This is a genomic window from Lentilactobacillus buchneri, assembly GCF_018314255.1.
GTDB lineage: Bacteria > Bacillota > Bacilli > Lactobacillales > Lactobacillaceae > Lentilactobacillus > Lentilactobacillus buchneri.
The window spans coordinates 1737739-1753029 of the sequence record NZ_CP073066.1 but is presented as its reverse complement, the minus strand read 5'-3'; the positions used below and the strand labels follow the sequence as shown (position 1 = coordinate 1753029).

Here is a 15291-nt window from a genome sequence, read left to right as displayed (position 1 = left end):
TTGAATAATATTCAATTAATATGAATCATCGTCAATCTCTAAAATTTTGAAATATTTGCGATTATATTGAACCTTGTTCTCGGCAACCAACTGCTGAACCATCTGGCTGGTCGTTTCCCTCGTTGTTCCACTCACCTTGGACAGTTCAACCAATGTAATTGGATACGGAACAAGGATTGTCTCATCTTCTTGATAATCACCAATTTGTTGACCAATGAAGAGAATTGCGTTCCAAACCCGGCATTTTGCACTGGTGGTCACCATGCGTTGAAGCTGAGTCTCAGAGGTGTTGATAATTTGACTCATTTCTTTGACAGCATTGACCATCAACTCAGGGTTCTCACGCAAAATTTCCTCATAAATCGGCATCGGGAACTCGGCTAATTTGACCTCGGACATTGTCTGGACCGTGTATGCATAGCGATCGTCTTCAAACAAACCAATATATGGGAATGCCTTTTCGGGTCGAATATACAGATACAGCTGTTCGCCGCCGTCTTTGTCCCAGTGAAAAGATTTACAAACCCCATCGATCAAATAATAGAACCGATCACGGGTATCTCCCTGGTCAAACAAGATTTGACCGCGATGATAGGTTTTAACAGTCATCTCATCAATCAACTGATTGATATACTTATCACTCAGCGGACTAAATTCAGGATGGCGGCGCAGTTTTTTAGCATAATACTCATAATCACTCTTATTCTTTAAAATCATAAATACACTCCCAAAAACGGTTACATAATTGTGTTCTCATTAGAAGTGTACCTCAAATAACCAGATTGTACATTAAACAAAGTCTAAGATGATTTTAAGGACAAAATCGGAATTATGTGTTATTTTGCCGAAATAATTGTCCCCGACCCATCATTAATAAATCCTTCGATGTTATCCAAAGCGGTTACAACCGCCTCGTTGCCAGTTGCTTCAACAAAGTCAATCGCTGCTTGAACCTTAGGCAGCATACTTCCCGGAGCAAATTGCTTTTCACCGATGTATTGATGCAAATCAGCGACTGATACATGCTCCAATTTCTTTTGATCAGGCTTGTTGAAGTTGACAAAGATATTTGGAACCGCGGTCAAGATAATCAATGCGTCAGCACCAACCAACTCGGCAAGTTTTTCACTGGCGAAATCCTTATCGATAACTGCTTCCTTACCAGCCAGTCGACTACCATCACTGACAACAGGAACACCGCCGCCACCAACTGAAATCGGCACGATGCCGGCATCAACCAAGGCGTTGACCGCTTTCGTCTCAACAACCCCAATTGGCTTTGGTGAAGGAACAACCCGCCGATAGCCACGGCCGGCGTCTTCCACGAAGCTGAAGTCCGGGTTCTGTTTCTTAGCGAGATCAGCATCTTCTTCGCTCATGAATGGCCCAATTGGCTTGGTTGGGTTGGCAAATGCCGGATCGTCAGCACTGACCTCAACTTGGGTAACAACTGTCGCAACAGTCTTGTCCAAGCCTTTTTCTTTAATCACTTGGTCCATGGCGTTTTGCATCCAATAGCCAATGCTGCCTTGGGTCATGGCAACACAAGAATCGAGCGGCATTTCCGGGTTATCACTGGTGCTGCCACCAGCTTGTTGTAATAACAGGTTACCAACTTGAGGACCATTTCCGTGAGAAATGATCAGTTGGTCACCATTTTCAATGAATTTAACCAGGTGCTCAGCGGTATCGCGCAACGCTTGTTGTTGCGCGGCAGCTGAAGCATCTTTTGATAGGATGGCGTTGCCTCCGAGGGCAACCACAATTTTACGTCCCATAATAATTCTCCTCCGTCTTAGAAAATAATAAGGGACTGGGACAAAACAAATGTTTTGTTGCCAGTCCCTTGTATTGTTGAGCTATTTTTCAAGGTGGGTACTAGGCTGAAATTTTACTTTGTCCTATACACGTGGAATAAACAAATTCCCAAGTGTTGCGGCCATCATAGCCTTGATTGAGTGCATTCTGTTTTCTGCTTCTTCAAATTGACGAGCATACTTGCTGGTGAACACTTCATCAGTAACTTCCATTTCAGTAATGCCATATTTCTTTTCAATATCCTTGCCGTATTCGGTTTCAGTATTGTGGAATGCTGGCAGGCAGTGCATGAAGATTAATTGATCGTCAGGTGTGCCGGTCTTCTTCAGGGCTTCCATGTTAACTTGATATGGTGTTAACAACTTAACGCGTTCTTCCCAGTTGCTTTCGCCCATTGATACCCAAACGTCGGTATAAACAATGTTTGAGCCCTTCATACCTTCATCAAGGTCGTCGATAATCAACAGTTTGGCACCAGATTTTTCAGCAAAGCCCTTAGCGATGCTTTGAATTTCGTCAGTTGGGAATAACTCTTTAGGTGAAACGATGTGGATGTTAACCCCCAAGATGGCACCGGTTACCAACAATGAGTTGGCAACGTTGTTACGGCCGTCACCCATAAATGTCAAAGTTAAACCTTGAAGTTTGCCAAAGTTTTCCTTCACAGTCATGAAGTCAGCCAACATTTGAGTTGGGTGCCATTCATCGGTCAAACCATTCCATACTGGAACGCCACTGTCTCTGGCAAGAATTTCAGCATCGCTTTGTTTGAAACCACGGAATTCAATGCCATCGAACATGCTGCCAAGAACTTTGGCAGTGTCTGAAGTTGATTCCTTCTTACCTAATTGAATGTCGCCTGATCCCAAGTATTCTGGGTGGGCACCAAGGTCAATCGCAGCAGTGGTAAATGCTGAACGAGTACGAGTTGATGACTTTTCGAAGAGTAAGGCAATGTTTTTACCTTCCAAATAGTGGTGCGGAACGCCAGCCTTTTTAAGTGCCTTCAAATGGAGACCAAAATCGATCAAATATTCGAGTTCGGCTGCTGTGAAGTCTTTTTCGGCTAATACGCTGCGTCCTTGAAATACGTTTTGCTTGAAATCTTTTGTCATAATCGAATTCTCCTTGATGATGATTGTTTTTGGGTACGGTACACTTGCTTTAATTGTTTGTAGAGTAGAGTTGAGTTGGTGGTTTTTTGTCAGCTGCCTGGATGAGGAAGCCTCGTAATCACGCTTCGACGCAACTGAGGCTAACTTCTAAGTGCACTTTGCTTAAAGTCCCAAACCCAGGGACTTCAAGCAAAGTACCCTTAGAAACCGCCTCACCCGTTGCTCGTCGCGCTCTGATGTAAACACGCTCCGACGGCCGGCTGAAAGCCTGCCTAGCCTACTTGGCGACGGCCCTGACCCCTAACTGTGTAAGCCAAAAATTCCAATGATGAACTAAAGGCGTTCATCATTAAAATTCCCGGCTTACACTCCGGGGTCAACCCGGGCCTAGTCGCGCTCTCAGATGTCCTCTCTAACAATTGGGCAGCTCATGCAACGTGGACCCCCACGTCCTCTTGACAACTCACTTGAGATAACCTCCAGCACTTTTAAGCCATGCTTTCTGAGTAAGTCATTTGAAACGTAGTTCCGGTTATAAGTTACCACAACGCCTGGAGCAATTGCCAAAGTGTTTGAACCATCGTTCCATTGTTCACGGCCGGCGATAATTGGGTCGCCATTACCGGTTGGGATCAAGTCCAAATCATCCAGCTTAAGCGCATCCTTCAAGACTTGCTTGAGGTCAGTTCTGTGGTCCAAGTTCAAGTCGCCGTTCTTACCTGGAGTAATTGTCCAAGTGTCGATATGGCCGCCCTCACCAAGGATTCCTGGATGAACCGTAAATTGATCGTAGTTAATCATTGTAAACACAGTATCCAAATGCATCATTGCATGGTTATGCGGAATCTTAATCGCAATAACTGTGTCAAAGTGACCTTCTTTAAATAAGCTCTTAGCAATATCTTGAATGGCGTCAGCGGAAGTTCGTTGAGAAACACCGATTGCCATTACGTGATCGTTCAAGACTAATTCGTCTCCACCTTCGATACGGGTATCGTGGTTACGGTCACGCCATACATGAACCCCTTTGTCAGCAAAACGTGGATGATACTTGATGACAATCTCGTTAAAGAGTGACTCACGTTGTCTTGCAGGGAATGTCATGTGGTTGATACTCAAACCTTTACCGATACATGCCGAAGGGTCACGGGTGAAGTATAAGTTAGGCATTGGATCCATGTAGAATTCGTAGTTCTCGGTTTCAGCAGCACTTACTAAGTCTGTTGGCACGAAATCTACTTCATTCTTACGGATACCCTCCATGATCTTGTTGACCATGTCTTGGTTGTTCATGCTGCTGAGATATTCTTTCAATGCATCATGGATGGTTCCTGTTGCATATCCGGATTCAGTCAGCATTTGCTCTAAGAAATCATTACGAACTTTGTCACCAGCTGCGTCTAAAGCTTCAGCAGCTAATTTTTCGAGGTACAATACTTCGACACCGTTGTCGCGTAAAGTATCGGCAAAGTAGTCATGTTCCTTTTGGGCAATTGGTAAATATGGAATGTCATCGAATAATAACCGGGGCATCATGTCAGGTGTAAAGTTTTCAATTTCTCTACCCGGACGTTTCAGTAAAACTGTTTTCAACTTACCGATTTCCGATGTTACATGAATTGGACTTGTCATTTTGTTACCTCCTCTTCCATTAATACAAGTACATCATAACCCCTTTGAAAAAGGTTACCGTACATTTTTGGACATTGTGAACGTGAAAAAACTCACACAATTAAGGCCGAAAATGATTGCGGTTTCATTTTATAAATTATCCTGCTAATTATTCCTTTCACAAAAGGCTTTTAGCGGTTAATTATGCAAAACAAAATGTTTAAATTAGAACATAAGAATTTGATTAGATTTAAGAATGCTCTAACTATAACACTTTCTTCACAACATTCATACTTTGTTCTCATCTGTTTGGTATAAATATGTTTCGACTTCATAAAATATTCACAGTTTGGTAAAAGAAAATTCACTTTTGCTGGGACCGGATTTGAACAAATCAGTGGCTATGTAAGCGTTTTACTCAGCTTACTAAAATTCATCGATGAATGTTCATGCACATTGTTTCAACTTGAGGGCGTCAATGTTACAAACATTAAAAATCTGTCAATAGCCTTGTCTATCGGCCTCAATGCAGGCAAAATGGGATATGTATTGGAGGTAATTTCATGGAACCGAGAATTGATACTCGCAGAAAGTCTTTTCAGTTTCGAACTTATTTGATCTATTCCATCGCTTTTCTACTTGTCTGCCTCGCCACCTACACGATTCCCTGGCTGGCCGGCAAAACTTTGATCTGGAACGTCGATGGCATTGCCCAACATTTTCCAATTATGGCGCAATTTCAGCGAATGCTTCAAGGAACCGCCCATCAGGCAATGAGCGGCTGGTCGTGGAACCTTGGAGCTGGGGCCGATCAACTCACCACCTTTGCCTTTTACATAATTGGTGATCCATTCAGCTACCTGATTGCCCTTTTCCCGGCTGCCAAGCTGGAGCTCGGCTTTCAAGTCTTAATCTTGCTTCGTCTTTACTGTGTCGGCCTGTCATTTCTGGCTTGGGCCAACGAGCGCGATTTCAGCACCCACAGTAAATTAATCGGGACGTTGATTTATACATTTTCCGGCTACAACTTCTATGTCTCGATGCATCACCCATTTTTCTTAATTCCCATGATTCTGTTTCCGCTGTTGGCAATGGGGATTGAAAAGGTTCTCCACAAGCAGAACTGGCTGCCGTTGGCGGTTGCCGTTGCCTTGGCCCTCATCAGTAACTTTTACTTCGCTTATATGCTGGCAATCGGGACGTTTGTCTATCTATTGACCAGATACTTCAACATCCGTCACAACCACCCTGAGCAGCTCAAGAACGGCAGAATTATCTACGGTTTGGTGCAGGGTGTCGTGACTGGCCTGCTGACTGCTGGGGTCATCTTGATTCCAACTTTATTGGCCGTTTTTCAATCAACTCGAATTGCTTATCATGCCAAGTTTGCCAACGGACTGATTCTTTATCCACTTAAATACTATCTGGCGATGCCCAATCAACTGATCACCAGTACCACCACCAAGGATTACTGGCTGGTGCTAAATTTCTGCGGATTGACATTTCTCGGAGCAGTGTACGTCCTCAGACATTTCAAACGCTACCGATCACTGGCAACCATTATCACGTTAACGATCATTGCGTTGATGCTGCCGCAGTTTAGTGCAGTGGCCAACGCCATGTCAACACCGTCCAATCGCTGGTTGTTCCTGATCGTGTTACCAATGAGCTTGGCAACGATGATTCTGGTTGATCAACTCAAGAACCTGACTCAAAACGATTTGCGCTGGTTGATTGGCGCCAGTGCCGGCTTGATTGTACTCGTGTGGATCACCAAAGGCTTTACCCTCAAATTACCGCAAAACGATTTGGTATCTTACGGATTATTGCTGAGCTTTCTACTATTGTTTGCCTGTCAAACGTCGCTTAAAATATCTCCCAGGCACGTTGGCACCATTTTGGTCGGACTCGTCTTCATTAACGTCATTAGTGCCGGGCAAGGCTGGTTCAGCCCCAATAATAGTAAGAATATCAATTCCAACCTGGCATCCGGGTCGGCTGAACAGTGGCTTCACAAGTATTATGATGGTGCTCAAAATGGGTTGGCAAAAAACGGTGGCTTCTATCGAACAACCACCATTCACAACTACTATCCCCACCGAACCGCCGGCAACAATATCCCGATGGTCTTGGGAACCCATGACTTGGGGGCTTATTACTCCATCCAAAACGGCAGCCTGTTTCAATTCAGCAGATCACTGGATAATTCACAGGCGGTGGTCAACTCCGTGCTTGGTGAAGCAGATGGTAGAACCACCCTGCTGAACCTGCTGGGTGTTAAATACATGTTTGCCAAAACGGATATTGTCAAAAAGCCCCAAGCCATTCCCTATGGGTTCCATTATGTTCGCGGGAAAAACGGCAAAATTGTCGACTTCCCGGAACAACCGGTGAGCGGGTTAAGCAACCATTCCGGGACGATTTTGCTAAAATCCAATTTGGCTTTGCCGTTAGTCTATACACAAAAATATGTCATTTCAGCTGCCAACTACCGCAACATGTCACCGCTTCAACGTGAACAGGCTATGTTATCGGGGGCTGTGGTTGAAAAGCCGGTTGATGGCGTTTCGATGACCGAACCGCAGAACAACATTCAAAATGTGCCGTATACGACACGATTATTTGACGAACACATCGCCAATAACCCAGTCAAGGCTGTCTTGGATCGGCTGCGGATTTCACCAAACGCCCGCTACCGTGATACCGCGAAGAAATACAAGACCACTTTACCGGCCAACAAGGTCCGGATCTGGGAGAAAGCCACTGGCATCAATCCCAATGCCAAGCCGCTACAAAGTGTGCTGGCTAAGAATTACCGGATCGTTGCCGAAAATCAGGCTGCAAATGCCAACGGCCTTCATCTGATGGATAATGATGCGCAGGGACGCCATCTTTCATATCAATTAAACATTAACCAGCCAGAAAAATATCGTCATTCAGAGTTGTATCTGGTGATCGATGGCATCTCCCACACCACTCATTCCACTGCAGACCGACTGAACAGCCTGACTGCCGATTCGATTATTGATGGCACCCCGGTTTCCAAACTGCAAAAAATTGATCGTATCAGAACTGCTCTGCAGCATCCGGATCTCGGTGCTTACACATTGTCGGTTCAAACCCCCAACAACTTCACTTACGTCCGTCAATTACCGGAAAACAACCTCTCCGATTACGAGGATAGACAACACATTGTTTTGAATCTGGGTTACGCCGACAATCTGCAAAAGTCGATGACGATTCACTTTAATGGCGTTAAGCAACTGAAGTTCAGGAGTGTCAAGTTGATGGCCGTACCATTTAACCGGCAGTACAACACCCGCATTCAACAACTTCAAAAAGCTGGTTTGACCAGTCAAAAAGTCACCAATAATTCTGTGAGTGGCTATACGGATGCAACGGAGCGCACCCGCATATTGACCACGTCAATTCCCTACTCCACCGGTTGGCATCTAAAGATCGATGGCCAGGCCGGGGACATCTTCAAGGTCAATCACGGCTTTGTGGGTGCCAGAATTCCGGTTGGCCGCCACTTTGTTTCACTGAAATATCAAACGCCGGGACTCGCGCTTGGCAAACTGGTCACCGCAGTCGGCATCATTTGGTGGCTGGCATTTCTGATTGGGGCGATTGGTCGACGCATTTATCGACGATTCGCAAAATAATTACCAGCACAAAAAATAAGACTTCCTCAAAGCTGAGAAAGCCTTATTTTTTATATTATGAATGCCTATTCCCCATCCTGAATGGAAGAAACCAGCAAGTCTGGATTGGCGTGCTTGGTAAACAAATCATTAATCTCACGAGCAGAGTCTACGGACGGGCTGAAAGTCACAATGGTATCGTAGCCGGCCAACGTTCCGGAAACATTTTCCATGTGGAGATCATCGATTACCGCAGCCAATGGGTTGGCATAACTGGGCTGAGTGTGAATCACGTTCACAAACTGAATCTGGCGAATGTCGGTTACCGTGCCGTTAATCATCCGATACATCCGCTCGATTTCATTTTGGTTACCCGACTTAAAAATCATGTAGCGTGAGTTGCCTGAACTATCCGGCTGTTTAACAATCTGCATCTCGCGGATATCCCGGGACAAAGTGGCCTGAGTGACGCTAATACCAGCCACCTTCAGTTTCTCCATCAGTTCGTCCTGTGTTGTAATGGTATATTGATTAATAATCTGCTCAATTTTGGATTGACGAGCTTCCTTCTTCATTATAAAGTGCATCCCTTTCACATCAGATAAATTGACTCGCCCAAAACGATCAAGGGCTTGTTTAAATATTCAGCAATCAACGATGAATTTGCATAACACTATCATAACAAATCATAAACCAAAGTTCGCCTGTTTTCCAAAAAAGACGTTAATATTTCAGACTTTCTTCAAAAAAATTTAGTATTGCCAAGTTTCGCGGTTATTGTCCGGAGTGAGGTGTTTACGATGGCTATAAACGGTGATATCTGTCCCCTCACCGCTCAGCAGCTCGACTTCAACCGAGTCTTGATAAATCGTAAATTTAAATTCATTCCCATAGAGATGAACCTTGAACTTCAGGCAGTTCCAAGTAGATGGTAAATGGGGCTCGAGGCTAAAACTCGTCGCATTATTGACGATTCCTGCGAAGCCGTACATGATCCCTTCCCATGCAGCGCCCAAACTCCCGGCGTGAATGCCATTTTTAGTATTATGATGAACATCCATCAGATCCGTCTGAACGGCCTGAGAGAAGAAGTTGTAGGCTTGCTGATCCTTACCGATCCGAGCCGCAATAATCGCGTAGATCGCCTTAGAGAGGCTGGAATCGTGGGTAGTGATTGGTTCATAGAATTCATAGTCGGCTTTTAGCTGATCCAAGGTGTTGCCTTCAGGGAACATAAAATCAACCATGATCGTATCAGCCTGCTTATTAACTTGGTGACGGTACAACATTAATGGATGATAGTGTAAGAGCAATGGGAACATGCTTTGATCAATGGCAGAAATATCCATTTTCGGAAGCTGTTCAAAGTTTTGGAACTGCAGCTTAACGTTCTTCTCCTTGTCATAAGGCAGATACATGGCATTGGCGGCCTTTTCCATAGCGTCGATCTCGTCGTCAGTAACGTGAAGTCGACTCAAAATGCCGTCGTCGCCCTTGAACTTGCGAACATATTTGACTGCCAAACGGAGGTTACTCTGGGCCAATACGTTGGTGTAGTAGTTATTGTCAACTAAGGCACTATATTCATCCGGACCGGTGACCCGGTTGAGGACAAATTGGCGCTTGCCGTCAAGTTCGGCATAGTTGCCGTACTCCATCCAAAATCGGGCAGTTTCCAAAATAATTTCAAATCCATAATCACGGATAAAGTCATCGTCACTGGTAATCTCATAATATTGTTCGACGGCAAAGGCAATATCAGCGTTAATGTGGAACTGCGCCTGGCCTGCCAGCCAGTAAGCACTGGATTCATAACCGTTGATTGTCCGCCAGGGATACATGGCGCCTTTGCCAAGACCAAAGTCGCTGGCCTGCTCCTTGGCAATTTGAAGTGTGTGATAGCGAAACATCAATAGATCCTTGGCAACTTCCGGTTGGGTGTAAGTGAAAAACGGCAGCATGAAGATCTCGGTGTCCCAGAAGAAATGACCGCCATAGCCATTACCAGTCAGTCCTTTGGCTGGAATACTGGTTAAGGCATCTCGCCCAGCTGACTGGTTAAGCTCAAACAAATTGAAACGCACGCACAGCTGCAAAGCAGGATCGCCATCGATTTCAACGTCGCTGTGGAGCCAAAAAGTCTGCCAAACTTGTGCCGAAGCCATCAATTCTGATTTGAACGTGGTGTCATTAATGTAATTATTCAGCGATGACAGGTACTGATCGGAATACATATTGGCATTGACCAGTGGATGGATATCGCCAATCGCAAACAAAAATTCAAAGTCTTTGGCGCTGCCCGATTTGGCGTAATATTTACTCCGATAACCGTAGTGATGATTATCGTCTCTGAAATATTCAATTGGCGGGTTCGGGGCAAAATTCTCACTGGCTTGGTAGGTGATAATCGCTCCCTGCTGGCTTCGAAAAGTGGTTACCAAGTAACTGGGTTGGCCGTTATCAGGAATAAAGTCCAGCTGCATTTGCCCCAGATCAGTGCTGACGCGGACGTCTTCATCCTGCTGGTGAACAGTTTGGTTGACGTAATCGTGAACTTTGATCACTTCGATTTCATCGGAAAAGTTGGTTGGAATCACAGAATATCGGACTCCGTATACATTCAGCTTGCTCAGGCTGGCAAAGCTTTCAACCACCAGATTAAAATTCCGGTTGCCAGGAGTCGTGACGCTGAAAAGCTCGTGCAGCAGTCCAGTCTGCATGTCCAAGTTCTTATCAATATTTTCAACTTTGAAATGATCGGTCAACGAATCTTCGTTACCGACCTTGATACGAATAAAGCGTGGATCAAATAACCGGTTAATTACCTGGTTATTGTCCGGGTACCCACGATACTTCTCACCATAGGCGACTTCTTCGTAATCAAAGAAGCCATTAATAAATAAGCCCGGGGAGCCAATATAATCATGGTTGTTTCCCTGGAGCGGATTGGAGTCGCGGACGCCAAAGTGACCATTGCCGACATTATAAATAGTTTCGAGAAATAATTCTTCCTTGCTTCTTAAGGTTTGTAAATGAATTTGAAATTCAGGTGATTGTTCAATTCTCAATGTGATAACTCCCTTCTAGTAGGCTATGTATCCATTTAAGGGATAAAAGTTATGACACTATTTTACCATTCAACGAGAAAAAAGCATGATTTGTTTCTTCACTGATAACGATTAGGTACTAGTACCTAATGGTAATATAAATAATGAAATCTTAAGATTACTATAATACCCGGGCTAAAAGGTTCATGTCCTTTACTGGCGCACGGGGAATTGCTATACTTGATTGTAGCTTTTTTGTGGAATACCAACATTAGAAGTCACTATTCATGCATATATTACTAGAATATCATATAATCTGGTTAGAAGATAAACTAAAGGCGAGAGGTCTTCAAAGGAGAATTACATTATGAACAGCAAATTACTTTCGTTTCTTGAAGAAATCAAGGCACAAGGAAATATGTCCAAAGCTGCCCAGGCATTATTTGTTACCCAGCCTTATATCAGTCGGGTTATCAAAAATGCCGAAGTGAACTTTGGTGTTAAATTGATTGATCGATCATCTCATCCAATCCAGCTGACGTACGCCGGCGAACGACTTCTGGCTTTTTTACAGGAAGAAAACCGACTGCGAGCCAACTTGGATCGCGAAATGACGCACCTGTCACAGTTCAAATACGGCCATTTAACCATTGCTTCCAATGAGGTTGTGACCAACGACTTATACAAACCGGTTCTGGTCCGGTTCTATAACAAGTACCCTAATATTCATGCGCAAATCACCAGAATGACCAGTCGAGACGCCGAAAAACGGCTCTTGTCAGGAACCCTCGACTTTTTCATTGGCCATGCGCTTCAAAGCCACAAGGTCGAATACAAACCAATCGCCCAATTACCATTGGTTTTAATTATTCCTGAAACTTCCAAGCTGTATGATCCTGATAAAGTCTTCTTGAATTATGAAGATCTTGACCTTACCAAGCTTTCAGGTGAAGAATTCATCGGTACACCGCAAGAAGATAACTACCAACGATTGGTCACCAGCTTCCTGAACGACATTGGCGTTTCAGCTGAAATCAGCGTCGAAGTTCCCGACCTGCACTTGGCTTCCGATCTCGCATTGGAACATGTCGGAGCAATCATCACGCCGGAACCATTTGCCAACCCACGTCGTTTGACTGATGAACAGAAGAAACACATCAACGTCATCGAGATTCCAACGGATGTCCTGACAGCCAACTTTGGTATTTCATTCATCAAGAACAAACAGACGTCAGAACCAGTGACTGATTTGCTTAATATCATTTCTGAATATGTCGAAGAATACGTTCCAAAACGATAATTTCTGAGACAGTCGTTAACCAAAAAAAGACCAGCGATTAACTCGCTGGCCTTTTATTATTGATTTAATTAAATTATTCTTCAACTTTTTTGCTCAAAGCTGTGTGGTTCAATAAGATGTTTAAAATCACAGCGGTAAAGCTTCCGACCACCATTCCGTTACTCATGATTACTTGAACGGTTGCTGGTAAGTACTGGAACAAATTGGGTTGCGTGGTAACTCCCAAGCCAAGCCCGATCGAAACGGCAATGATCAGCAGATTCTTGTTATTGAGCTTCACTTGTGAGAGCATCTTGATTCCTTGAGCACCCACCATTCCAAACATGACCAGCATTGCGCCGCCCAATACGGAAGCGGGAATTAATGTTGCGATGGCGCCAAACTTGGGGATCAATCCCAAAATCATCAGCATGAATGCTGAGTAATAAATTGGCGTTAACTTTTTGATTCCTGAAAGTTGAACAATTCCGACGTTCTGAGAGAAAGTGGAGTATGGGAAGGTATTAAAGACCCCACCCAAAATGGCAGCAATTCCTTCTGAACGATAACCGTGTTCAAGATCGCGGTCTTCCAACTTCCGGCCGGTAATGTCGCTTAAGGCAAAGTAAACGCCGGTTGATTCGATCATACAGGTGAAAGCGGCCAAAATCAGGGTGGCAATCGACGACCATTCAAACTTCGGCACACCAAAGTAGAAGAACTGTGGCAACTGAGCCCAGTGAGCTTGGCCAACGGCGGCGAAATCAACCGTCCCCATCAAGATGGCAACAATTGAACCCACCAAGATACCAATTAAAATTGAAATTTGCTTCAAAAATCCCTTAGCCCAAATGTTTAAGACAATAATGACAAGCGCTGTGAAGAAGCCAAGGAATAGGTGCGTCGGATTACCAAATGCTTTGGCAGTGGCATCCCCACCCCCGATGTTTTGAAAAGCCACCGGCATCAAGGTAAAACCAATCAGTGTGATCAAAGAGCCGGTCACAACCAATGGGAAGTACTTACGCATGTGCGCAAATGGCTTGGCAATGAGGATAATAAATAACCCAGCGACGATAATCCCGCCATACATATAACCCAAGCCAAAATTCTTCCCAATCGACTGTAGCGGTGCAACGTACTCGACCGCACACCCTAGAACAACCGGCAACCCAATCCCGGTAATCGGCGTTCTGCGGATCTGAAGCAATGTCGCCACGCCACACATGAAAATATCCATCGATACCAAATAGGTCATCTGAGCGGCATTGAATCCCAGTGCCCCACCAATTAATAACGGTACCAAAATATCGCCAGAATACATGGCGAGTAAGTGTTGAAAACCTAAAATTGCATTACGAACAGGTGATTTCTTGCCTGGAACAGAAACATTTTCCATTATGTTCTCCTTTTTATTCGTGTTTAAAACAATAATTTTATATTAACATGAATTTTGAGGAATCACAACGGAGATTCCGAATAATGGTTCATTACAGCGGTTACAATTTTGAAGGAGGCTCAAATTCAATCAATAAGCAAAAAGAAAGACCAAACAATGAACAAGTGTTGTTCATCATTTGATCTCTTAACATATTCGTATTATAGCTTAGTACCAGCCATAAGCCTTCCAATGCTTCTTAGCATTGACCCAGCTGCCGTACCGCTGACTAACGTAATGGTCAGCAACTTTTTCCTGGTTGCTCTTTGAGTAGTTACCGTGAAGATATGAAGCGCTTAATTGGTAACGACCGATGTAGCGGCCATTTCTGGCATGGTATGAACCGCGTGATTCGTGGTAGGCGATCCAGTTCTTGGCTTTTTGATTAGCCTTTGATAAGTTTGATTTGTATACTTTAGTAGCCTTAGCTTCAGCGATTTCAGTGGATGCGGCAACGTTCATTGTGCCGTAGAAAGTTAATGCAGTCATTAATGCGATAATGATCTTTTTAAGTCTCATGAAATATATTTTTCCTTTCGTGTTTAATCAACAGTGAAAAATATACTCCAACCTATTTACAGAGACGTGTCCAGAAAATTACAACCTTGTTAAACCAAATAGGGATTTGGTAATATTCCCATAACATATCATCAACAAACGCTTATAAAACAAGGTTTCAGTCTGGTAATTTTGCGACTAAATCGCCGTTATTTTCAATAAAAATGTTGGAAATTTCGCCGATTTTTATAAGTAATTAGTTTAATTGGCTATAATTTAGACATGTTGTATACTTAAAAATGTCAGGAGGGATACATTCATGGAACCTCATTTCAACAAAATTACCAAGTTTGGCTACGAACAAATTGAATCTGAAATTCGTGAGCTTGAAAATTCCCGGCCCGCTAAGATCAAAAGTTTGGCGGATGCAAGAGCGCTTGGTGATCTTTCCGAAAACGCCGAGTACAGTGCCGCTAAGCGAGATCTTCGCCACCTGGAGAGCCGATTGCGATTCTTACGAAAACAGCTCCAGTACGCCCAGGTTTATACCCCATCGAACAATGATACCGTGGAAGTTGGTAAGACGGTCAAATTTGAATTTCTGGATGACCACTCAACTGAAACGTATGAAATTGTCGGCACGCCGGAAGTTGATATTGACCACGGTAAAATTTCAATCGCCTCTCCCATCGGTTCGGCACTACTGAACCACCATTCCGGCGACATTGTCACTGTCTCCGCGCCGCAAGTCACTTACAAAATTAAAATCATTTCCATCTCAATCTAAACAATCTAAGATTAGTTCCAGTGAGAAATTGACGGCTGTCAGCTTTCTTACCAG

At 44.0% G+C, this 15291-nt stretch carries 11 protein-coding genes; 3 read left to right on the top strand and 8 right to left on the bottom strand.

Annotated features, from left to right (window positions below; all coding sequences use genetic code 11):
• Positions 1–15: 15 nt before the first annotated feature.
• From KE627_RS08205 to arcA, 4 genes are all read right to left on the bottom strand, one after another.
• Positions 16–717, bottom strand: coding sequence for a Crp/Fnr family transcriptional regulator (locus KE627_RS08205; RefSeq protein ID WP_013727296.1), 702 nt, complete (start codon positions 715–717; stop codon positions 16–18).
• Between the two features lie 119 nt (positions 718–836).
• A complete protein-coding gene (gene arcC, locus KE627_RS08200) occupies positions 837–1778 on the bottom strand; it encodes a carbamate kinase (protein ID WP_013727295.1) in 942 nt (313 codons plus the stop codon).
• Positions 1779–1901: 123 nt separating this feature from the next.
• Complete coding sequence (argF, locus tag KE627_RS08195; RefSeq protein ID WP_056938721.1) at positions 1902–2933, bottom strand: ornithine carbamoyltransferase; 1032 nt, start codon at positions 2931–2933, stop codon at positions 1902–1904.
• Between the two features lie 399 nt (positions 2934–3332).
• Positions 3333–4565: an arginine deiminase gene (arcA, locus tag KE627_RS08190; protein WP_013727293.1), complete on the bottom strand. Its 1233-nt coding sequence runs from the start codon at positions 4563–4565 to the stop codon at positions 3333–3335.
• A gap of 542 nt (positions 4566–5107) precedes the next feature.
• Between arcA and KE627_RS08185 the strand changes: the two genes are divergently transcribed.
• On the top strand, positions 5108–8209 hold the full coding sequence (locus tag KE627_RS08185; RefSeq protein WP_056938722.1) for a YfhO family protein: 3102 nt from the start codon (positions 5108–5110) through the stop codon (positions 8207–8209).
• 65 nt (positions 8210–8274) lie between these two features.
• Here KE627_RS08185 and KE627_RS08180 read toward each other — a convergent pair whose 3' ends face one another.
• Both KE627_RS08180 and KE627_RS08175 read right to left on the bottom strand, forming a co-directional pair.
• The gene (locus KE627_RS08180; RefSeq protein WP_013727291.1) at positions 8275–8763 is read right to left on the bottom strand and encodes an arginine repressor; all 489 of its coding nucleotides are present in this window, start codon (positions 8761–8763) and stop codon (positions 8275–8277) included.
• Positions 8764–8940: 177 nt separating this feature from the next.
• Entirely contained in the window at positions 8941–11256 is a 2316-nt protein-coding gene (locus KE627_RS08175; RefSeq protein ID WP_056938723.1) for a glycoside hydrolase family 65 protein, read from the bottom strand.
• Between the two features lie 346 nt (positions 11257–11602).
• Here KE627_RS08175 and KE627_RS08170 point away from each other — a divergent pair, with 346 nt between their 5' ends.
• Positions 11603–12535 carry a LysR family transcriptional regulator gene (locus KE627_RS08170; protein WP_013727289.1) on the top strand — a complete coding sequence of 311 codons (933 nt, stop codon included), beginning with the start codon at positions 11603–11605 and terminating at the stop codon, positions 12533–12535.
• A 73-nt stretch (positions 12536–12608) separates the two neighbouring features.
• Here the strand turns inward: KE627_RS08170 and KE627_RS08165 are convergent, their stop codons facing one another.
• Positions 12609–13913, bottom strand: coding sequence for a nucleobase:cation symporter-2 family protein (locus KE627_RS08165; protein WP_013727288.1), 1305 nt, complete (start codon positions 13911–13913; stop codon positions 12609–12611).
• 207 nt (positions 13914–14120) lie between these two features.
• A complete protein-coding gene (locus KE627_RS08160; RefSeq protein WP_013727286.1) occupies positions 14121–14471 on the bottom strand; it encodes an aggregation-promoting factor C-terminal-like domain-containing protein in 351 nt (116 codons plus the stop codon).
• A 298-nt stretch (positions 14472–14769) separates the two neighbouring features.
• Between KE627_RS08160 and greA the strand changes: the two genes are divergently transcribed.
• Positions 14770–15237, top strand: a complete 468-nt coding sequence (gene greA / locus KE627_RS08155) for a transcription elongation factor GreA (protein WP_013727285.1) — start codon at positions 14770–14772, stop codon at positions 15235–15237.
• Positions 15238–15291 lie beyond the last annotated feature (54 nt).